This window comes from Actinomadura sp. WAC 06369, from assembly GCF_003947565.1.
GTDB lineage: Bacteria > Actinomycetota > Actinomycetes > Streptosporangiales > Streptosporangiaceae > Spirillospora > Spirillospora rifamycini.
Window position 1 is genome coordinate 72,495 of record NZ_QHJN01000011.1, and the last position, 21,046, is coordinate 93,540.

Genomic DNA, 21,046 nt, shown 5'->3' on the forward strand with positions numbered 1-21,046 from the left:
CGGCTGATGGCGGTGCACGCCCATCCCGACGACGAGTCCAGCAAGGGGGCGGCGACGATGGCGCGCTACGTCTCCGAGGGCGTCGAGGTGCTGGTGGTCACCTGCACCGGCGGCGAGCGCGGCGACATCCTGAACCCCGCGATGGACCGGCCGGAGGTCAAGGCCGACATCGGCCGGGTCCGCAACGAGGAGATGGCGCGGGCCCGCGAGATCCTCGGCGTCCGGCAGCGCTGGCTCGGCTTCGTCGACTCCGGCTTCCCCGAGGGCGACCCGCCGCCGCCCCTGCCGGAGGGCTGCTTCGCGCTCGAACCGCTGGAGAAGGCCGCGGCGCCGCTCGTCCGGGCCGTCCGGGAGTTCCGGCCGCACGTGCTGCTGACCTATGACGAGAAGGGCGGCTACCCCCACCCCGACCACGTCAAGACCTACGAGATCTCGGCGGAGGCGTTCGACGCGGCGGGCGACCCCGACCGGTACCCGGGCGAGGGCGACCCGTGGCAGCCGCTCAAGCTCTACTACCACATGACGTTCAACAAGGAGCGGATCGTCGCCCTGCACACGGCGATGCTCGAGCGGGGGCTCGAATCGCCGTACCACGACTGGATGGAGCGCTTCGACGAGCGCCCGCAGCTGTGGGACGTCACGACCCGCGTGCCCTGCGCCGACCACTTCGAGACCCGCGACAAGGCGCTGCTCGCCCACGCCACCCAGATCGACCCGAACGGGTTCTGGTTCGTCGTCCCGCTGGACGTCCAGCGCGAGGCATGGCCCACCGAGGACTACCATTTGGCCAGGTCCCTGGTCGACACCGAGCTGCCGGAGGACGACCTGTTCGCCGGCATCCGGGAGAGGGTGTGTCTGTAGTGCTTCCAGTCCTCGCCGATGACTATCCCCTGAACGACACCACGGTCTCCCCGGGTGTGCTCGGCTTCGCGTTCTTCGTCGCGTTCTTCGTCGCCCTGTTCTTCCTCATCCGGTCCATGAACAAGCGGCTGCGCAACATCAACGCGCCCCGCGAGGCCGACCTGAAGCAGGAGGCGTGGGAGCGCCGCCAGGCCGCCGCCGGAGGCGCGAAGCCGGCCGAGTAGCGGACGGGTTGGAGTGCGGCGCGTCCGGGGAGGACCCTCGACGTGCGCGCGAACTTCGAGGACTCCTACCGGGAGCTGGAGCCGGCGGCCGCCCGGCTGCTGCGGCTGCTCGCCCTGCAGCCCGCCGACGGCATCGGGCTCCCGGCCGCGGTCGTCCTGGCCGACCGGCCCGAGGACGAGACGCTCGCCCAGCTCCGGGCGCTCGCCGACCACGGGCTGGCCGTCGACGCCGGCGGCGGCCGCTACACGCTGCCCGGCCCGGTCCGGGTCCGGGCCGCCGAGCACGCCGCGGCCGAGGACGACCCCGGCGAGCGCGATGCCGCGCTCCGCCGCGTCCTCGACCACTACCTCGCGTCCGCGCCCGGCACCGGCCTCGAGGAGCACGGCCTCGCGCTGCTCGACCGCGAGCGCCGCGCCGAGGCCGTCGAGACCCTGGAGGAGGCGCTGCGGGACGCCGAGCACGGCGGCGACCGCCGCACCGTCCTGCTGGCCCGCCACCACCTGGGCCGCGCGCTGACCGCCGCCGGCGCCGTCGACCGCGCCATCGAACTGCTCGGCCCGCTGCCCGAGGAGTTCGCGGCCCTGCCGGACCCCGACGAGTACGACCGGGGCCGCGCCCTCCTCGGCCTCGGCGAGGCGTACCTGCACGCCGGCCGCCCGGTGGCGGCGGTGAACTTCTTCGGCCAGGCCCTCGACGCCGTGCGCACGCTGGACGCCCCCGACCTGGAGGCCGACGCGTACGCCCACCTCGCCGAGGCGGCCCGCCGCCGCGGCGACGGGACCGCCGAAACCGCCGCCCGCGAAGCCGCCGAGCGCGCGGCCCGGGAGGGGCGAACCCCCAGCGGGCCCCCGCCGCGCTGACGGCGTCCGGCGGAGGCCGGCGAGGTCACGCCTTGCGGTGGTCCCAGCTCACGACGTCCTCGGGGTCCATCACGATGAGGACGCGCTTCGACATCGCCTGCTCGATGCCCGCCTCGATCGCGGGGTCGATGGGCTCGCCGATGGCGGGGACGGGCAGGCCCGCCATGCGGGACCCGACGACGCGGCCGACCTTGAGGAGCTCGTCGCGGTCCTCGATGACGAGGCCCCGCCCGTTCAGCTGGACGCCGCGCAGCTCGTTGTACTCGACGCCGTCCTCGACGAGGCACGTCATCGCGGGGTTGCGGCGCAGGTTCACGACCTTCTGCGACGACTTGTAAGTCGTAAAGGCGATCTTGCCGTCGAGGAGCGCGTAGAACATCGTGACCAGGTGCGGGCTGCCGTCCTTGTTGAGCGTGGCGACCTGCACCTTGAAGCTTTCGGCGAGGTACGAGGCGACCTCGTCCGGCGTCATCCTGATCCTGTCGCGCTTGCCACCGGCCATGTGACGGCTCCCTCTGTAGACGGCGCTGAAGACGGGCCGCCAGGATAACCGGGTGCTTACCGGCGGATCGGGGCGGCACCATGGACAGATGTCCGCACGCGACCTGACCGTGCTGGGGTCCGCCAGCGCGGTGCCGACGAAGGCCCGCAACCACAACGGCTACCTGCTGCGCTGGGACGGGCACGGCCTGCTGTTCGACCCCGGGGAGGGCACGCAGCGGCAGATGACGCGCGCGAGCCTGTCGGCGCACGACGTCACGTGGATCTGCGTGACGCACTTCCACGGGGACCACTGCCTCGGAGTGCCGGGGGTCGTGCAGCGGATCGCGCGGGACGGCGTCGAGCACCCGGTGCGCGCGGCGTTCCCCGCGAGCGGCGCGCGGTACTGGGAGCGGCTGCGGCACGCGTCGGTGTTCCGGGACACCGACGTCGTCGTCGAGCGCCCGGTGTCGGGCGACCGCACGGCGCTCGACGTCGGGGACGCGCCGTTCACGCTCGTCGCGCGGCGGCTGTCGCACCCCGTCGAGGCGTACGGCTACCGGCTGGCGGAGCCCGACGGGGTGACGATGCTCCCGGAGCGCCTGGCCGCGCGGGGCGTCCGGGGCCCGGACGTGCGGCGGCTGCAGGAGGACGGGCGGGTGACCGGGGCCGACGGGTCCGTGGTGACGCTCGAGGAGTGCAGCGTGCGGCGCCGCGGGCAGAAGTTCGCGTTCGTGATGGACACCCGGATGTGCGACGGGGTCGGCGAACTGGCCGACGGCGCGGACATGCTCGTCATCGAGTCGACGTTCCTCGACGCGGACGCGGGGCTCGCGGCCGAATACGGCCACCTGACGGCGGCGCAGGCCGGGAAGGTCGCGGCGGGCGCGGGGGTGCGCCTGCTGGTGCTCACGCACTTCTCCGAGCGGTACCGGGCCGACGAGGAGCACCGGTTCCGGGACGAGGCGGCGGCCGTGTTCGACGGGGAGATCGCGCTGGTGCGCGATCTCGACCGGATCGCGATGCCGCGGCGCCGCACCTGACGGGTGACACCCCCGGATCCGGGGCAGGATGGCGATCATGACCGAGGAAGTGGACGTCGTCGTCATCGGGCTCGGGCCGGGCGGCGAGGACGCGGCGGGGCGGCTCGCCGAGGCGGGCCTGTCGGTGGTCGCGGTGGAGTCGCGGCTGGTCGGCGGCGAATGCCCGTACTACGCGTGCATCCCGACCAAGATGATGGTGCGGGCCGCGGGCCTGGTGGCGGAGGGCGAGCGGATCCCGGGGATGGCGGGCGACGCGGCCGTCCGGCCGGACTGGACGCCCGTCGCGGCCAGGATCCGGGACGAGGCGACGGACTCGTGGGACGACACGGTCGCGGCCGACCGGCTCACCGGGAAGGGCGTCGAGCTGGTCCGGGGCCGCGGGCGGATCACCGCGCCCCGGGAGGTGGCGGTCGACGGGCGGACGTTCCGGGCGCGGCGCGGCATCCTGCTCAACACCGGCACGTCGCCCGCGTCGCCGCCGATCGAGGGGCTGGACGGCACCCCGTACTGGACGAACCGGGAGGCGGTGCAGGCCACGGAGGCGCCCGCGTCGATGGTCGTCCTCGGCGGCGGGGTCGTCGGGGTGGAGCTGGCGCAGGCGTTCTCCCGGTTCGGGACGCGGGTGACGGTGGTGCAGGCCGAGGACCGGCTGCTGGCCCGCGAGGAGCCCGAGTCGAGCGAGCTCGTCCGGCGGGTGTTCGAGCGGGAGGGCATCGGCGTCCGCACCGGGCTGCGCACCGACCGCGTCGCCTATGACGGGCACGAGTTCACCCTGCACGCGGACGGCGGGGCCATCGTCGCGGACCGGCTGCTCGTCGCGACCGGCCGGCGCCCGAACCTGCGGGGGCTCGGCCTGGAGCACGTCGGCCTGGACGAGGACGCCCGCGCGGTGCCGGTGGACGGCAACATGCGGGCGGCCGACGGGGTGTGGGCGGTCGGCGACATCACCGGCAAGGGCCAGTTCACGCACGTGTCGATGTACCAGGCGGCGATCGCGGTGCGCGACATCCTCGGCGAGGAGGGCTCCCCGGCGTCGTACCGGGCGGTGCCGCGGGTCACGTTCACCGAGCCGGAGATCGGCGCGGTGGGGCTGACGGAGGCGCAGGCGCGGGACCAGAACCTGCCGGTCCGCACCGGGACGGTCGAGCTGTCGGCCTCGTCGCGGGGGTTCATCCACAAGTCGGGCAACGACGGCTTCATCAAGCTGGTGGAGAGCACCGAGTGGGGCGTGCTCGTCGGCGCCACCGCCGCGGGCCCGGCCGGCGGGGAGATCCTCGGGGCCCTCGCCGTCGCCGTCCACACGGAGGCCAAGGTCACCGCCCTGCGGGAGATGATCTACGCCTATCCGACCTTCCACCGCGCCATCGAGTCCGCCGTGGCGGCCCTCCGGGAAGGGTGAGGCGGCGCCCGGATCGGGCAGGATCGGGGGCATGAACCGGCTCAAGGACGCGACCAGCCCGTACCTGCTGCAGCACGCCGACAACCCGGTGGACTGGTGGGAGTGGTCCGACGGCGCCTTCGCCGAGGCCCGAGAGCGCGACGTGCCGATTCTCCTCTCCGTCGGTTACGCCGCGTGCCACTGGTGCCACGTGATGGCCCACCAGTCCTTCGAGGACGCCGAGACGGCGCGGCTGATGAACGAGCTGTTCGTCAACGTGAAGGTGGACCGCGAGGAACGGCCCGACGTCGACGCCGTCTACATGGAGGCCACGCAGGCCATGACGGGCCAGGGCGGCTGGCCGATGACGGTGTTCATGACCCCGGACGGCCACCCGTTCTACTGCGGGACCTACTTCCCCCGCCCCCAGTTCCGGTCGCTGCTGCAGGCCGTCCACAAGGCGTGGACGGAGCAGCGCGACGAGGTCGCCGGGCAGGGGCAGAAGGTCGTGGAGGCGCTGAGCTCCGGCGGTCCCGGGCTCGGCGGCGGCGAGGCCCCGGACGGCGAGCGGCTCGCGCACGCCGTGCAGGTGCTCGCGTCGTCCTACGACGCGGCCCGCGGCGGGTTCGGCGGGGCGCCGAAGTTCCCGCCGTCGATGGCGCTGGAGTTCCTGCTGCGCCACCACGCCCGGACGGGCGACGCGCAGGCCCTCGCGATGGCCGGGCACACCCTGGAGGCGATGGCCCGCGGCGGCATGTACGACCAGCTCGGCGGCGGGTTCGCGCGGTACTCGGTGGACGCGGCGTGGGTCGTCCCGCACTTCGAGAAGATGCTGTACGACAACGCCCTCCTCGCCCGGGTGTACGCGCACTGGTGGCGGCTGACGGGGTCGTCGTTCGCGCGGCGGATCGCGCTGGAGACGTGCGACTGGATGCTGCGCGACCTGCGGACCCCCGAGGGCGGCCTCGCGTCCGCGCTGGACGCCGACAGCGAGGGCGTCGAGGGCAAGTACTACGTGTGGACGCCCGCGCAGCTCCGCGAGGTCCTCGGGGACGACGACGGCGCGTACGCCGAGGGCCTGTTCGAGGTGACGGGGACGTTCGAGCACGGCACGTCCGTCCTGCAGCTCCTCGCCGACCCCGACGACCCCGGGCGGTACGGGCGCGTCCGGACGGCGCTGCTGGAGGCGCGCTCGCGGCGGGTCCCCCCGGCGCGCGACGACAAGGTCGTCGCGGCGTGGAACGGCCTCGCGGTCGCGGCGCTCGCCGAGTGCGGGGCGATGTTCGACCGGCCGGATCTGGTCAGGTCCGCCGAGGAGATCGCCGCGCTCCTCGTCGCGGTGCACGAGCGCGACGGGCGCCTCGCGCGGACGTCCCGGGACGGTGCGGCGGGCGCGAACGCGGGCGTCCTGGAGGACTACGCCGACGTCGCCGAGGGCCTCCTCGCGCTGCACGCCGTCACCGGCGACCCCGGCCGGATGCGGCTGGCGGGGGAGCTGCTGCACACCGTGCTGGAGCGGTTCACCGACGGCGAGGGCGGCTTCTACGACACCGCGGACGACGCGGAGCGGCTGTTCCGGCGCCCGCAGGACCCGACCGACAACGCGACGCCGTCCGGGCAGTTCGCGGCGGCGGGCGCGCTGCTGTCGTTCGCCGCGCTGACCGGCTCGGACCGGCACCGGGAGGCGGCGGAGCAGGCGCTGGCCCCGGCGGCGGCGCTCGCCGCGCGGCACGCCCGCTTCGCGGGCTGGGGCCTGGCGGTGGCCGAGGCCCTCGCGACGGGCCCGGTGGAGATCGCGGTGATCGGCGGCCGGGACGACCCGCGCACCCGCGCCCTGCACCGCACCGCGCTGCTGGCGGTCGCGCCGGGCGCGGTCGTGAGCGTGGGGGAGCCGGGGCAGGACGGGGTACCGCTGCTGGAGGGCCGCCTCCCGGTCGACGGCGCACCGGCCGCGTACGTGTGCCGCGGGTTCGTCTGCCGCCTCCCCGTAACGTCCACAGACGCCCTGAAACGCGAACTCCGCGGCCAATTGAAGTAACCGTCCACTTTGTGGGAATGTGGCGTTGATCTCCCGCTGCCGTGGTGTTACCTATTGGTAGCACTATCGGGGGCTTACCCGATGGGGGAAGACGGACGAGGGTGCTCGGCGCGGGGCCGGGTATCCGGACGGCGGACGCCGTGCGGGCCTCCGCCCGTGCGGGCACGGCCCAGTCCGGGTCCGAGCCCGGAGCCCGACCGACGAGGAGCGTGCCAGTGCGAAAGCCGAACCGCCGGGTGCTACCGACGATCATCGGCGTTTCGGTCGCGGCGACGCTGGGCGCGAACGTCACGGTGCTGCTGGTGCGGGGCGGGCCCGCCGCCGGCCCGGCGCCCGCGGCGCCCGCCCGCGCGGACTACGTCGCCGCCGCGGGCAGCTTCGACGACGTGTCCCCCGAGGCGGTCGCGCCGCTCGGGAAGCGGCTCGAGCCGCACGTGCTGGTCGCGGCGCCGGCCACGCTGGCGCCGGCGCTGGTGCAGAAGGTGCGCGCCGCCAAGGGCGTGCAGGGCGTCGAGGTCGTCGACGCCGTCCAGGGCGTGGTCGCGGGCGAACGCGTCGGGGTGCTCGGCGTGAACCCGTCCACGTTCCGCGCCTACACGCCCGAGCCGACGGCGAAGTCGGACGACCTGTGGCGCAACATCGCGGGCGGCGACGTCGCGATCTCGTTCACGATGGGCAACGACGGCGGGGTGCGGCTCGGGAGCCGGGTCCCGGTCGGCGGCGCGAAGGTGCAGCAGACGATGCGGGTCGGCGCGTACGCGACGATGGGCATCCCCGACGTCGACGCGGTCATCACGCACGAGGCCGCGGAGCGGCTCGGCGTGCCGACGGGCAACGCGATGCTGATCAGCGTGCCGAAGGCCGACCCGAAGGCGTTCATCAAGAAGCTGAAGAAGGGGCTGCCGAAGGGCGCCAAGGCCGTCCCGGTCACGCCCGAGCTGGAGACGCCGTCCGCCGGGTCGGTGCCGGAGTCCAACGGCCGGGTGATGACGGCCGGGCAGGTGCGGACGGTCATCGAGGCGGCGGCGAGCCGGCGCGGCTGGCCGTACGTGTGGGGCGGCGAGTCCGAGGCCGAGGGCGGCTACGACTGCTCCGGGCTGATGCAGTACGCGTTCGCCCGCGCGGGCATCACGCTGCCGCGCGTCGCCGCCGACCAGGCCCGCGCCGGCTGGGTCGTCCCCTACGAGAAGGCCGAGCCGGGCGACATGCTCATCTGGGCGAACGACCCGACCGCCCCGGGCTACATCTCGCACATCGCGCTGTACATCGGCGAGGGCAAGATGATCGCCGCGCCGCGGCGGGGCACGGTCGTCCAGGTGCAGAACGTCTACACGAAGAACATGAAGGGCGCCGTGCGGGTGAACCCGCAGCGCGCCAAGCAGGTCGCGGACCAGATCGCCGCCAGCATCGGCTGACGGGTCACGGCGGGCGGCCGAGGAACTCTGCTGCGGGAGCGCAAGAAGCCGCGGACACGGAGGGCGATCCGCCGAGCGCGTTCTTCCGCTCCTTCCCCACCTGACCGTCAGGAGGCGGGGGTGGGAGACTGCTCCGGCAGGGGCGTTTCGGGAGGAAACCGGTGTCCGAGAGCGGGCGCGCACGGCTCATCGCCGGTGCCGTCATGGCCGCCTTCGCCGGCGTCCACGTCCTCGCGGCGCCGTCGCGCACCGGCGGACCGGTCGCGGCGGCGGCCGCGGCCGTCCTGGTCCTCGGCGTGCTCGCCGCCGCGCTGGCCCGCCTCGCACGGCCGCGCGGCCCCCGGACGGCCGCGATGGCCGCCGCCCAGGCGGCGCTCGCGTACGGGGCGGTCGCGTGCGGCGCGTCCGCGGGCCTCCTCGGCTTCCCGACCGGGACCCTGCTGCTGTCGCGCGGCCGCGCGCTCGCCGTCCCGGTCGTGGCGACCGGCGCGGCGATCGAGGCCGCCCGGGGCGGGGCGCCCGCCGACGCCGCGATCACCATCGGGCTGATGGGCCTCGTCGTCTACGGCCTCGTCCGGCTGGCGGAGCGCGTGGACGACACGGCGGCGGCGCGGCTGCCGCTCACGATGGCGGCGATCGAGCGGGAGCGGCTGCGGATCGCGGCAGAACTGAACCGGGGCCTCGGGGAGGGGCTGGCGGCCGTCACCGAGGGCAGCCGCCGGGCGCTCGACCGGCCCGCCGAGATCGACGCCGTCCTCCCGGTCGCCCGGCGGGCGCTCAACGACGCGCGCGCGGCGGCGGCCGACTTCCGGAGCATGTCCCTCGCCCCCGAGGCGGCGGCGGCGCGCGCGCTGCTCGAGGCGGCGGGCGTCCGGACGGACGTGCGCAGCGGCCACCGCGAGCCCCTCGGGCCCGCCGGGGCGCTGCTGGCGCTCGTCCTGCGCGAGGCGGTCACGGACGTCGTCCGGGAGGGCCGCGCGGAGCACTGCGCCATCGAGACCTCGGAAGACGGCGGCCTGGTGCGGCTGCGCGTGACGAACGACGGCGTCCGGACGGCGGCCCAGGGCGCGAAGGCGCTCGCGCCCGCGGCGGAACGCGTCCGGTCGGCGGGCGGCGCGTTCGCCGCCGGGCTCGCCGCGGACGGGCGGTTCACCGTCGACGCGGCCGTCCCGGCGGGCGAGCGGCCGGTGGCGCTGCCGGACCGGACCGCCTACCGGATGTCGGTGACGCTGCTCGCGACCGTGGTCGCCGCCTTCGTCGGCAAGCTCCTGCTGCAGCTCTCCGGGGAGGCCGCCGCCTGGCCCGGACCGGTGGCGACGTTCGGGCTGGGCGTGACCGGCCTGCTCGCGGGCGTCCTGCTGGTCGCGCTGCCGCTGCGGGCGGCCGTCCTCCCGGTGGCGGCGGCGATGGCGGCCGCCGGGGCCGCCGCGCACCTGCTCGGCCACGGCGCGGCCGCCGCCGGCAACGCCGCGGTCAGCACGCTCGTGTCCGGTCTGGTGGTGTACGGGCTGGTCAAGCTGGCGCGGTCGGTGCGCGACCTGCGCGCGGCGGGGGAGGAGCTCGCCCGCGCCGCGACCGTCCAGGAACGGCTGCGCGCGGCCCGCGACCTGCACGACCTGCTCGGCCACACACTCGCCGCGATCCTGCTGAAGTGCGAGCTGGTCCGGCGGCTGGCCGCCGCCGACCCGGCGCGGGCGCGGGCCGAACTGGCCGAGGTCGTCGACATGGCGGCGCGGGCGCGGGCCGACCTGGCCGCGGCCGCGGGCGGCGCCGCCGGCCTGACGCTGGACGGCGAGGTGCGGTCGGCACGCTCGGTCCTGGGGGCCGCGGGCGTGGACGTCGAGACCGACCTGCGGCACCCGGAGCTGGACGCGGCCGCGTCGGCCGTGCTCGGCACGGTCCTGCGGGAGGCGGTGACGAACGTGCTGCGCCACAGCGGCGCCGGGCGCTGCGCCATCGCGACGGCGGGGGACGGTGCCACGGTGCGGCTCACCGTCGAGAACGACGGCCTCGACCCCCGCGCGCCCCGCACACCGCCCGGCTCCGGCCTGGGCAACCTCGCCACCCGCTTGGCCTCGCACCAGGGCACGCTCAGCGCGCGCGCCGACGGCGAAGGCCGCTTCCGGCTGGAAGCGACCATCACAAGCCCCGCCTGACGCCCGTCCGATGCGGGCGCGTTCAGAGCCAGCCCGCCTCGCGCGCTATGCGGGCCGCGTCCGTGCGGTTGCGCGCGTTGAGCTTCGCGACGACGGCCGTCAGGTAGTTCCGGACCGTCCCGGCCGACAGGTGCAGCCGTGCGGCGATCTCCGGCGCCTCCGCGCCCTCGGCCGCGAGCCGCAGGACGTCGGTCTCGCGGGGGGTGAGCGGGTTGTCGGCGAGGTCCCACGCGGTGAGCGCGAGCCGCGGGTCGAGGACCCGCTCCCCGGCCGCGACCTTGCGGATGCCGTCCGCGAGCTCCTCCGGCGGCGCCGTCTTCAGCAGGAACCCCCGCACGTGCGCGGTCAGCGCCCGGCGCAGGTGCCCCGGACCGCCGTGCCCGGTCAGGACGAGCACGGCGACCGCGGGCGCCGCCTCGTGCAGGGCCGCCGCGGCCGCCAGCCCGTCCATGCCCGGCATGCCGATGTCGAGGACGGCGACGTCCGGTTCGGCCCGCGCCGCCGCCGGGAGCACCTCGTCGCCGCGCTCGACCTCGGCGACCACGGCCAGGTCGGGCTCCAGGTTCAGCAGGGCGGCGAGGGCGCTGCGGACGACGTGGTGGTCGTCCGCCAGAAGCACCTTGATCACGCTTTAGGTGTATCAGTCCGGCGCCGTCACGGTACGACCCATGACGAGGTCACGGGTGCCAGGTGATCACGTCTCTGGTCCGCGAACGCCCAGGTCAGAAGACTCGGGGGTATGGAAACAGCGGTACGGATGGACACGGTCAGCAAGGTCTACGGCCGGGGCGCGGGCGCGGTCGCGGCGCTGCGCGAGGTGACGGCGGAGCTGCCGCGCGGCCGGTTCACGGCGATCATGGGGCCGTCCGGCTCCGGCAAGAGCACGTTCCTGCACTGCGCGGCGGGCCTCGACACCCCCACGTCCGGCAGCGTCCGGCTCGGCGACACGGAGCTGTCGTCGATGAGCGAGACGAAGCTGACCGAGCTGCGCCGCCGGCGCGTCGGGTTCGTGTTCCAGTCGTTCAACCTGGTGCCGTCGCTGACCGTCGAGCAGAACGTGGCCCTCCCGCTGCGGCTCGCCGGCACCCGGCCGGACCGGGCGCGGCTGCGGGACGTCCTCGACCGCGTCGGGCTCGCCGACCGCGCCCGGCACCGGCCCGCGGAGCTGTCGGGCGGCCAGCAGCAGCGCGTCGCGATCGCCCGCGCCCTCGTCACCCGGCCGGAGGTGCTGTTCGGGGACGAGCCGACGGGCGCCCTCGACACCATGACGGCCCGCGACGTCCTCACCCTGCTGCGCGACGCCGTGGACGGCATGGGCCGGACGGTCGTGATCGTCACGCACGACCCGGTCGCCGCGTCCTACGCCGACACGGTGGTGTTCCTGGCGGACGGCCGGATCGCCGACCGGCTCGACGACCCGTCCAGCGACCGCGTCGCGGCCCGCATGACGCGGCTGGGGGCGTGGACCTGATGCCGGCGATCGCGCTCGCCACGCTGCGGCACCGCCGCGCCGGGTTCGCGGGGGCCTTCGCGGCGCTGCTGTGCGCCGCCGCGCTCGTCTGCGCCTGCGGCGTCCTCCTCGACACCGGCCTGCGCGGGTCGGTCGAGCCCGAGCGGTACGCGGGGGCGCCGGTCATCGTGGCCGGCGACCAGTTCGTCCACCGGACGGAGGTAAAGAAGGGGAAGGAGAAGCGCAAGTCGAAGGCGATCGCGGAGCGCGCCTGGCTGCCCGCGGCGGTCGCGGACCGGGTCGCCGCCGCGCCCGGGGTGCGGCGCGCCGTCGCCGAGGTCGTGTTCCCCGCCGAGATCGGCGATCCGGACGGCGCGTCGTGGGGGCACGGCTGGGAGTCGGCCGCGCTGACCCCCTTCACGCTGCGGGACGGGCGGCCGCCCGCGGCCCCCGGCGAGATCGTCGTCGACGCCCGGACCGCCCGCGCGAACGGGCTGCGCGTCGGCTCGGACGTGCGCGTGGCGTCCACGGCGGACGGCACCTACCGCGTCGTCGGCGTGACCGCGGAGTCGCTCGACCACCAGGCCGCGCTGTTCTTCTCGGCGGAGCAGGCCCGCCGCCTGGCCGGCCGGGACGGCCGGGTCGCGGCGATCGGCGCGTGGGGCCCCGAACGGGCGGTGCGGGACGCGGTGCGCGGCACGTCCGCGACCGTCCGCACCGGGACGGACCGGGGCAGGGCCGAGTTCCTCGGCGCGGAGGAGGCGCGGATCGACCTGATCAGCATGGGCGGCGCGCTCGGCGGCACGTCGCTGCTCGTCGCGGTCCTCGTCGTGTCCGGGACGTTCGCGCTGTCGGTGCGGCAGCGGGAGCGGGAGATCGCGCTGCTGCGCGCGGTCGCGGCCACGCCCAGGCAGGTCCGCCGGATGATCGGCCGCGAGGCGCTGCTCGTCGGGCTCGCCGCGGCGCCGCTCGGCGCGGCCTGCGGACTCCCGCTCGCCTTCTGGCTGCGGGACCGGTTCCGCGGCCTCGGCGCCCTCCCGCCGAACCTCGACCTGGTCGTCGGCCCGGTCCCGCCGCTCGCCGCCGTGCTCGCCACGGCGGCCGCGGCCGTCGCCGCCGCCCGCGTCGCCGGGCGCCGCACCGCGCGGGTCCGTCCGGTCGAGGCCCTCGGGGACGCGGCGCTGCGCCCGGCCCGCCTCGGCGCGCCGCGCGTCGCGGCCGGGCTCGCCGCGGCGGCCGGCGGCGCGGTCCTGACGCTCGTGCTCGCGAACCTGGACACCGAGGCCGCGTCGAGTCCCGTCACGGTCCTCACCGCGCTCGTCTGGACGGTCGCGGTCGCGCTGCTCGGCCCCGCGCTGGCCCGCGCCGCCGTCGCCGTCCTGGCGGTCCCGCTGCGGCGCCTTCCCGGCGGCGGGCACCTCGCCGCGGCGAACCTCGCGATGGACGCGCGGCGGGTCGCGTCGGTCGTCACCCCGCTCACCCTCATGATCGGGCTGACCGCCACGATCCTGTTCGCGCAGACGACCCTCGGGCACGCGGCGACGCGGCAGGCGGAGCGGGGGACGGTCGCGGACCACGTGGTCGGCCCGCGCGTGCCGCACGCGGCGGCCGAGGAGCTGCGCGCGGCGCCCGGCGTCACCGCCGTCACCGAGGTCGTGCGCGGCACGGTCCGGGTGGGCCTGGAGAACTACGCCGTCCAGGGCGTGACACCGGAGGGCCTGCGGCACACCCTGGACCTGGACGTCCGCGCGGGGTCGCTCGACGCTCTGGGGCCGTCGACGGTCGCGGTGAGCACCACGGCCGCCGACCGGCTCGGCGTGGGGCCGGGGGACCGGCTGCCGCTGACGCTCGGCGATGGCACGCCGATCGAGCCGACGGTCGTCGCGGTGTACGGGCGCGGCCTCGGGTTCGGCGACCTCACCCTCGCCCACGAGGTCGTCGCCGCGCACGTCGACGACCCGCGCGGCACCCTGCTCGTCGCGGGCGCGCTCCCGGACGGCGTCCCGGCCGCCGGCGCGGGGGCCCTCGCCGAGGCGCGGGCCGCGGCGAACGCCCAGGTCAACTATGTCGCGATGGCGCTGATCATCGCGTTCACCGCCATCGCGGTGGTGAACACCCTCGCGATGGCGACCGCGGACCGGGCCCGCGAGCTGGCCGCGCTGCGCCTCGCCGGGGCGACCCGCCGCCAGCTCCTGCGGATGCTCGGCTGGGAGACCGGCTCGATGGTGCTCGTCGCGGGCGTCCTCGGCACCGCGATCGCCTTCGCCGTCCTGACCGCGTTCGCGCGCGGGATGACCGGCGGGGCCCCGCACGTCCCGCCGGGCGTCCATCTGGCCGTCCTGGCGTTGGGCGGCGCGGCGGCCCTGGCCGCCACCGCCCTGCCCGCCCGGCTCGTGATGGCCGTGCGGCCGGCCGCGGCCGTCGGCGCGCGGGAATGATCAAGGCCGGGTGGCTGGCGCCATCCCCCGCAGGGTTGTAATTTTGATTACATGAGTACGAGCGAAGCGGTGGAGGAGCTGCGGGGCTGGTTCTCCGGGCGGCTTCCGGAGGACTGGTTCGAGGGGAGGATCGAGATCGTCCTCGACCGCGAGGAGGTCGGCGTGGTGGGCCGCCTCCGCGAACCCGGCGCCGCCGCGGACGTCTCCGCGGCGGAGCGCGCCGCGCTCGTCGCCGGGCACGTCCGGCGGTTCCGGGCCGACACCCGCGACGAGCGCATCGCCATCGCGCGCGAGGCCGAGCGGCGGTTCGGGCGCAAGGTGTCGTGGGGCGTCGACTGCGGCGGGGAGCGGGAGATGTTCACCACCCTGTCCGTGCCCGTCATGACCCGGCTGCGGCAGCCCGAGCGCCGCGTCCTGGACACCCTCGTCGAGGCCGGCGTCGCCCGCAGCCGCAGCGACGCGCTCGCCTGGTGCGTCCGGCTCGTCGGCCGCAACACCGACGAGTGGCTGACCGAGCTGCGCGCCGCCCTCGAGCACGTCGAGCGCGCCCGCGCCGCCGGTCCCAAGCCCTGACCGCGGCCCCCGGTCCGCGGCGCGACCCGCCGGAGCGGTTTCATTGCCCGATCCCGGGCTCCGGTGGATGTGATCATGGTGGTGACCTCGCCTAGGGTGCGGGGATACCGCCGTGATCGGAAGGGGGCCGGGGGCGTGAGGACGCTGCGCTGCCTGGACGGCTCCGCCCTCACCGTGCTGCCCGTGCCGTCGTTCGACCGCGGCGGCGCCCCCTACGAGGTCACCCTCGAGCTGCGCCGCGACGGCGCCGTGTTCGGCGCGGTCGGGGAGCGCTGCGGCTACTTCCTCGCCGACGCCGCCGCCCGGCTGGCCGCCGCCCGCGCCGACGGCTCCCCGCAGGCCGCCCGCTGGCCCGACCCCGACGACCGCTTCCCCGGCCGGGACGCCGGACGGGACGGCGCCGCCGCGCGCGACCCCGAACTGTTCGCGTTCCGCTACCGCGACCGCGGCGACGTGATGAGCACCGGCGAGCTGCGCTGCACCGTGCGGACGTCCTCGCTGTGGGTCGGGCGGCAGCAGTCCGCCGCCGGGCGCTGGCGGGTCGCGCGGCGCGCCGTGCTGGAGGCGTGGGGCGCGGGCGGCCGCGGCGTCCGCGCCGTCCTCACCTCCACCGAGCTGGTCCGGTTCCTCGACGGCCTGCTCGTCGAGGCCGACCGCCTGCAGCGGCGCTCGCAGACCCGCCGGACCGGTCCGATCCCGGCCGTCCAGAGCTTGGCCGGAGCGGGCCGAACCGGACGAAACCGGCGCCCCGCGCGTTAGCCTCAGAGCAGCGGGACGGCCGGAGAGGTGCCGGAGAGGTGCCGCCGTCGCGCCATAATTGAGCGTCCTTCCCGCACGGGACGACCGCTCGAAGGGACGCCCACCATGGGGATTCGGCGAACGCGCAGGAACCGGGACGGCGCGCGCGGGGACCGCGTGCGCGGAGGCCCCCTGGGCGGGGGCCGCAAGGGCGGGGACGCCGTGCGCGAGCGCATCGCGGGCGCCGGCACCGGCGACGGCCCGCTGTCCACCGCGGTCCGCCGCAGCGGCCCGTACGCGGCGTTCCGCGACGTCGTCTACCGGATCTACGAGCGCCGCGTCGAGTCGTCCCTGCCGACCGACGTCACGCCCCGCCACGTCGGCGTCATCCTGGACGGCAACCGGCGCTGGGCCCGGTCGATGGGCCTCGCCGACGTCAACACCGGGCACCAGGCCGGCGCCCGGAAGATCTCCGAGCTGCTGCACTGGAGCACCGAGGCGGGCGTCGAGTTGGTCACGCTCTGGCTGCTGTCGACCGACAACCTCAACCGCCCCGCGAACGAACTCGAACCGCTGCTGCGGATCATCGAGAACACCGTCCGCGGCCTGGCCGCCGAGGGATGGCACGTCAAGCCGGTCGGCGCCCTCGATCTGCTGCCCGCCGAGACCGCCCGCGTCCTGAAAGACGCCGCCGAAGCCACATCGAACGCCCCGGGCCTGATTGTGAACGTCGCGGTTGGGTATGGGGGTAGGCGTGAGATCGCTGATGCGGTGCGCTCTCTGCTCGTCGAGCAGGCGAGCCGTGGCACCAGCATCGAGGAACTCGCCGAGTCCCTCGACGTGGAGCACATCGCGGAGCATCTCTACACGCGCGGCCAGCCGGACCCCGACCTGGTCATCCGCACGTCGGGGGAGCAGCGTCTCTCCGGCTTCATGCTCTGGCAGAGCGCCCACTCGGAGTTCTACTTCTGCGAGGTCCACTGGCCGGACTTCCGCAAGGTGGACTTCCTGCGGGCCATACGCTCGTATGCCGCGCGGCACCGGCGCTACGGTACCTGACGGTCGGCCTCCGACCCCCACCGCCCAAGGCCGCCCCCGGACCGGGGGACGCGGCCGCACGGGGGCGGACTGCGGCGCCACCGGTAGTTCCCCCATAGTCAGGGAGATCGAGTGGCCACAACCTCCGCGCGCCGCCCCGGCTCGACCGGGACCGCTTCCGGGACCTCCGTTCCGGACCCGCGGCGCACGTACGTCCTCGACACCAGCGTCCTGCTCGCCGACCCGGGGGCGATGACCCGGTTCGCCGAGCACGAGGTCGTACTCCCCATCGTCGTCATCTCCGAGCTCGAGGCCAAGCGGCACCATCCCGAGCTCGGGTACTTCGCCCGGCAGGCGCTGCGCACCCTGGACGACCTGCGGCTCGCGCACGGCCGGCTGGACGAGCCGCTGCCGATCGAGGGCCCGGACGGCGACGTCGGCGGCACGCTCCGCGTCGAGCTGAACCACTCCGACCCGAGCGTCCTCCCGGACGGCTTCCGGCTCGGCGACAACGACACCCGGATCCTGTCGGTGGCCGGGTGGCTCGCGCGCGAGGGCCGCGACGTCGTCCTGGTCTCCAAGGACCTGCCGATGCGGGTGAAGGCGTCCGCCGTCGGCCTGGCCGCCGAGGAGTACCGCGCCGAGCTCGCCGTCGTCGAGTCCGGCTGGACCGGGATGCGCGAGCTGGAGCTGCCGGGCGGCGTCGTCGACGACCTGTTCGAGGCGGGCCGGGGCGAGATCGCGGAGGCGCGCGACCTGCCGTGCCACACCGGCCTCCGGCTGCTGTCGGAGCGCGGGTCCGCGCTCGGCCGCACGCTGCCGGACAAGTCGGTGAAGCTGGTGCGCGGCGACCGGGAGGTGTTCGGGCTGCGCGGCCGGTCCGCCGAGCAGCGGATCGCGCTCGACCTGCTCATGGACGAGGACGTCGGCATCGTCTCGCTCGGCGGCCGCGCGGGCACCGGGAAGTCCGCGCTGGCGCTGTGCGCGGGCCTGGAGGCCGTGCTGGAGCGGCGGCGGCACCGCAAGGTCGTCGTCTTCCGGCCGCTGTACGCGGTCGGCGGGCAGGAGCTCGGCTACCTGCCGGGCTCCGAGAACGACAAGATGTCGCCGTGGGCGCAGGCCGTCTACGACACGCTGTCGGCCGTCACGACCCCGGACGTCATCGAGGAGGTCCTCGACCGGGGGATGCTGGAGGTGCTCCCGCTCACCCACATCCGCGGCCGGTCGCTGCACGACTCGTTCGTCATCGTCGACGAGGCGCAGTCGCTGGAGCGCGGCGTGCTGCTCACGGTCCTGTCGCGCATCGGCGCGGGCTCCCGGGTGGTGCTGACGCACGACGTGGCGCAGCGCGACAACCTGCGGGTCGGCCGCCACGACGGCGTCGCCGCGGTGGTGGAACGTTTGAAGGGCCACCCGCTGTTCGCGCACATGACGCTGACGCGCTCCGAGCGCTCGCCGATCGCCGAGCTGGTGACCGACATGCTGGGCGACGTCACGGGCTGACCCGCCGTCGCGTAGCGTGCCGCCCCGGTGACCGTGCGGTCGCCGGGGCGGTGTCGTCCGCGCCACACCGCCCTGTACCGACCGTGATCGACGCACGCCCGTGAGTTGATCTGTGGCGAAGGTCACAGGGTGCCGGAGAGCGTCACCGAACCGCAGGTCGGACGGCGGTTTCCGGGGCGTGACCGGGAAGTTGACAACGCGGTCTCCGTCGGCTCATGTCTCGTTTCGGTTGCGGAGCGGCCCTCGGCCTCGGGCATTGTGGCTCCCCGTAAGCACCCCCAGAGCGGTGCACCGGGCCGCCGCGCCGCCCCGCACGCGGGACGCACGGCGCCCCGGACCGCTCCGGGCCGCGGCCGTCCCGCCTTCGGACGGCACGGGCGGCGGGGGGTGGAAGCCGCTCGCGCGCGTGCCCATGCGCGCGCGACCGTCGGAAGGACCGCCTTGTCCGGAGACCGTCCCGGGTCCCCTAGGCGAGACGAACGACAGCACCCGCGCCCGCTCCCGCACGAGGAGGACGTCCGCGTCGCCGGACCGTCCCCCGCGGCCGAGCCCGGGACGGCGGGCGGCGCACCGGGCGGCGACACGCTCGGCCTCGCGGCCGTCCCCGGCGACCCGGAGCGACCGGCCGACCCGAACGACACCGCATGGGACCTGCCCGTCGCCGAGCCGCCCGCGGCGGCCCCCCGCCGGACGGGCGGGCGCGGCGGGCGCCGCCGGGCCGCGGGGAAGGGCTCGGCGCGCCGCAACGGGCTCCGCGCTGCCGCGATCGCCGCGGGCGCGGCCGTCGTGGTCGGCGGCGGGACGGTCGCCGCGTTCGCGCTGACCGGCGACGGCGAGACCACCGTCGGGCCGGCCCGGCCGCTCGCCGACGCCGCCCCCACCCCCACGATCGACCCGAAGGTCCTGGAGAAGCTCCGGCACGAGAAGGCGCTCGAACGGGCCGCCCAGCAGGTCCGGCAGGACGGCGGCGAGAAGCTCGAGCTCCAGGCCGTCGGCAAGCCGCTGCCCACCAAGAAGCCCACGCCGACGAAGTCGCCCGCGAAGCGCGACGACGACGACGGCGGTGGCGGCGGCTCCACCGCCAAGGTCACCGACCCGGTGCCCGCCGGCGAGGCCCAGCAGATCGCCAAGGCGATGCTCCCCGACTTCGGCTTCAGCGGCGACGGCCAGTTCGGCTGCCTCGTCAAGCTGTGGGACAAGGAGAGCAGCTGGAACGTCCACGCCGACAACCCCTACTCCGACGCGTACGGCATCCCGCAGGCCAACCCCGGCTCCAAGATGGCCTCCGCCGGTCCCGACTGGCAGAACAACGCCCGCACCCAGATCAAGTGGGGCCTCGGCTACATCAAGGACCGGTACGACACCCCCTGCGGCGCCTGGAACAACTTCCTGGACAACGGCTCGTACTGACCCCGGGACGGGCGCCCCTCAGCGGGCGCCCGTCATCCCGAGGACGTCCAGGGCCGCGTCGAGCTGCTCCAGCGTCAGCCGCCCGGCGTCCACGTGGCCCCGCTCCAGCACCACCTCGCGGATCGTCCTGCGCTCCGCGAGCGCCTGCTTGGCGACCTTCGCCGCCTCCTCGTAGCCGATGTACCGGTTGAGCGGCGTGACGATCGACGGCGACGACTCCGCGTACTCGCGCATCCGCTCCGCGTCGGCCTCGATCCCCGCGACGCACCGGTCCGCGAGCAGCCGCGACGCGCTCGCCAGCAGCGTGACCGACTCCAGCACGTTCCGGGCGAGCATCGGCAGCATCACGTTCAGCTCGAAACTGCCCGACGCGCCGCCGAACGCGACCGCCGCGTCGTTCCCGATCACCTGCGCCGCGACCTGCGCCACCGCCTCCGGGATCACCGGGTTCACCTTCCCCGGCATGATCGACGAACCGGGCTGCAGGTCCGGCAGCCGGATCTCCGCGAGCCCCGCCCGCGGCCCCGACCCCATCCAGCGCAGATCGTTCACGATCTTGGTGAGGCTCACCGCGACCGTCCGCAGCGCGCCGCTCGCCTCCACCAGGCCGTCCCGCGCGCCCTGCGCCTCGAAGTGGTCGCGCGCCTCGGTCAGCGGCAGCCCCGTCGCGCGCGCCAGCTCCGCGACCACCCGCGCCGCGAAGCCGTCCGGCGTGTTGATCCCGGTGCCCACCGCGGTCCCGCCCAGCGGCAGCTCCGCCAGCCGCGGCAGCGCCGCCTCCAGCCGCTCCACCCCGTGGTTCACCTGCGCCGCGTACCCGCCGAACTCCTGGCCGAGCGTCACGGGCGTCGCGTCCATCAGGTGCGTCCGGCCCGCCTTCACGACGGTCGCGAACTCGCGGGACTTCGCGTGCAGCGCGTCCCGCAGGTGCCGCAGCGCCGGGATCAGCTCGTCCACCACCGCCCCGGTCGCCGCGACGTGGATCGAGGACGGGAAGACGTCGTTCGACGACTGCGACGCGTTCACGTGGTCGTTGGGATGCACCGGGCGTCCCAGCCGCTCCTCGGCGAGCGTCGCCACGACCTCGTTCGCGTTCATGTTCGACGACGTGCCCGAGCCCGTCTGGAACACGTCGATGGGGAACTGGTCGTCCCACTTCCCCTCCGCGACCTCCCCGGCCGCGTCCGCGATCGCCGCGGCGAGATCGTCCTCCAGCACTCCCAGCTCGGCGTTCACGACCGCCGCCGCGGCCTTGATCCGGCCGAGGGCCGCGATGTGCGCGGGCTCCAGCGTCCGCCCGGAGACCGGGAAGTTCTCCACGGCCCGCTGGGTCTGCGCCCGCCACTTGGCCGACGCCGGAACCCGGACCTCCCCCATGGAGTCGTGCTCGATCCGGAAATCCTCGGTCATCTACGACACCTCCCGCCGGGGTCCTTCCCC

Annotated in this window: 18 protein-coding genes; 15 read left to right on the forward strand and 3 right to left on the reverse strand. The window is 75.5% G+C overall.

Annotation, left to right across the window (positions count from 1 at the left end):
• Window positions 1-6: 6 nt before the first annotated feature.
• From mca to DMH08_RS05135, 3 genes are read left to right on the forward strand one after another with little or no spacing between them, the layout of a single operon-like run.
• The gene (gene mca, locus DMH08_RS05125; RefSeq protein ID WP_026402184.1) at window positions 7-861 is read left to right on the forward strand and encodes a mycothiol conjugate amidase Mca; all 855 of its coding nucleotides are present in this window, start codon (window positions 7-9) and stop codon (window positions 859-861) included.
• Complete coding sequence (locus DMH08_RS05130) at window positions 861-1,085, forward strand: hypothetical protein (protein ID WP_233617401.1); 225 nt, start codon at window positions 861-863, stop codon at window positions 1,083-1,085. The genes mca and DMH08_RS05130 overlap by 1 nt, the downstream gene beginning before the upstream one ends.
• A gap of 42 nt (window positions 1,086-1,127) precedes the next feature.
• The gene (locus tag DMH08_RS05135) at window positions 1,128-1,946 is read left to right on the forward strand and encodes a tetratricopeptide repeat protein (RefSeq protein WP_125612031.1); all 819 of its coding nucleotides are present in this window, start codon (window positions 1,128-1,130) and stop codon (window positions 1,944-1,946) included.
• Window positions 1,947-1,971: 25 nt separating this feature from the next.
• On the opposite strand, the gene DMH08_RS05140 is transcribed toward DMH08_RS05135, so the two are convergent.
• Window positions 1,972-2,448, reverse strand: a complete 477-nt coding sequence (locus DMH08_RS05140) for a pyridoxamine 5'-phosphate oxidase family protein (protein WP_125612033.1) — start codon at window positions 2,446-2,448, stop codon at window positions 1,972-1,974.
• A gap of 88 nt (window positions 2,449-2,536) precedes the next feature.
• Here DMH08_RS05140 and DMH08_RS05145 point away from each other — a divergent pair, with 88 nt between their 5' ends.
• The 5 genes from DMH08_RS05145 (at window position 2,537) to DMH08_RS05165 (ending at window position 10,456) form a co-directional block, all read left to right on the forward strand.
• Window positions 2,537-3,469, forward strand: coding sequence for a ribonuclease Z (locus DMH08_RS05145; protein ID WP_125612034.1), 933 nt, complete (start codon window positions 2,537-2,539; stop codon window positions 3,467-3,469).
• 37 nt (window positions 3,470-3,506) lie between these two features.
• Window positions 3,507-4,868 (forward strand): dihydrolipoyl dehydrogenase family protein, encoded by a 1,362-nt coding sequence (locus DMH08_RS05150; protein WP_125612036.1) that lies wholly within the window; start codon window positions 3,507-3,509, stop codon window positions 4,866-4,868.
• Between the two features lie 31 nt (window positions 4,869-4,899).
• On the forward strand, window positions 4,900-6,885 hold the full coding sequence (locus DMH08_RS05155; RefSeq protein WP_125612038.1) for a thioredoxin domain-containing protein: 1,986 nt from the start codon (window positions 4,900-4,902) through the stop codon (window positions 6,883-6,885).
• 215 nt (window positions 6,886-7,100) lie between these two features.
• On the forward strand, window positions 7,101-8,300 hold the full coding sequence (locus DMH08_RS05160; RefSeq protein ID WP_026402178.1) for a C40 family peptidase: 1,200 nt from the start codon (window positions 7,101-7,103) through the stop codon (window positions 8,298-8,300).
• Window positions 8,301-8,461: 161 nt separating this feature from the next.
• Window positions 8,462-10,456: a sensor histidine kinase gene (locus tag DMH08_RS05165; protein WP_199747627.1), complete on the forward strand. Its 1,995-nt coding sequence runs from the start codon at window positions 8,462-8,464 to the stop codon at window positions 10,454-10,456.
• 22 nt (window positions 10,457-10,478) lie between these two features.
• On the opposite strand, the gene DMH08_RS05170 is transcribed toward DMH08_RS05165, so the two are convergent.
• Window positions 10,479-11,084, reverse strand: a complete 606-nt coding sequence (locus DMH08_RS05170; RefSeq protein WP_026402176.1) for a response regulator transcription factor — start codon at window positions 11,082-11,084, stop codon at window positions 10,479-10,481.
• A 111-nt stretch (window positions 11,085-11,195) separates the two neighbouring features.
• On the opposite strand from DMH08_RS05170, the gene DMH08_RS05175 reads away from it, so the two are divergent.
• The 7 genes from DMH08_RS05175 to DMH08_RS05205 all read left to right on the forward strand — a co-directional run bounded on the left by DMH08_RS05175 (window position 11,196) and on the right by DMH08_RS05205 (window position 19,606).
• A complete protein-coding gene (locus DMH08_RS05175) occupies window positions 11,196-11,927 on the forward strand; it encodes an ABC transporter ATP-binding protein (protein WP_199747628.1) in 732 nt (243 codons plus the stop codon).
• A complete protein-coding gene (locus DMH08_RS05180) occupies window positions 11,927-14,344 on the forward strand; it encodes an ABC transporter permease (protein ID WP_125612070.1) in 2,418 nt (805 codons plus the stop codon). The genes DMH08_RS05175 and DMH08_RS05180 overlap by 1 nt, the downstream gene beginning before the upstream one ends.
• A 51-nt stretch (window positions 14,345-14,395) precedes the next feature.
• Window positions 14,396-14,917: a hypothetical protein gene (locus DMH08_RS05185; RefSeq protein ID WP_026402175.1), complete on the forward strand. Its 522-nt coding sequence runs from the start codon at window positions 14,396-14,398 to the stop codon at window positions 14,915-14,917.
• A 135-nt stretch (window positions 14,918-15,052) separates the two neighbouring features.
• Window positions 15,053-15,676: a hypothetical protein gene (locus DMH08_RS05190; RefSeq protein WP_233617402.1), complete on the forward strand. Its 624-nt coding sequence runs from the start codon at window positions 15,053-15,055 to the stop codon at window positions 15,674-15,676.
• A 243-nt stretch (window positions 15,677-15,919) separates the two neighbouring features.
• A complete protein-coding gene (locus tag DMH08_RS05195) occupies window positions 15,920-16,714 on the forward strand; it encodes an isoprenyl transferase (protein ID WP_051300606.1) in 795 nt (264 codons plus the stop codon).
• A 111-nt stretch (window positions 16,715-16,825) separates the two neighbouring features.
• Window positions 16,826-18,196 carry a PhoH family protein gene (locus DMH08_RS05200; RefSeq protein WP_125612040.1) on the forward strand — a complete coding sequence of 457 codons (1,371 nt, stop codon included), beginning with the start codon at window positions 16,826-16,828 and terminating at the stop codon, window positions 18,194-18,196.
• A gap of 441 nt (window positions 18,197-18,637) precedes the next feature.
• Window positions 18,638-19,606: a lytic transglycosylase domain-containing protein gene (locus DMH08_RS05205; RefSeq protein ID WP_233617403.1), complete on the forward strand. Its 969-nt coding sequence runs from the start codon at window positions 18,638-18,640 to the stop codon at window positions 19,604-19,606.
• A gap of 18 nt (window positions 19,607-19,624) precedes the next feature.
• Here DMH08_RS05205 and DMH08_RS05210 read toward each other — a convergent pair whose 3' ends face one another.
• Window positions 19,625-21,016, reverse strand: coding sequence for a class II fumarate hydratase (locus DMH08_RS05210; protein WP_125612042.1), 1,392 nt, complete (start codon window positions 21,014-21,016; stop codon window positions 19,625-19,627).
• Between the last annotated feature and the right edge of the window lie 30 nt (window positions 21,017-21,046).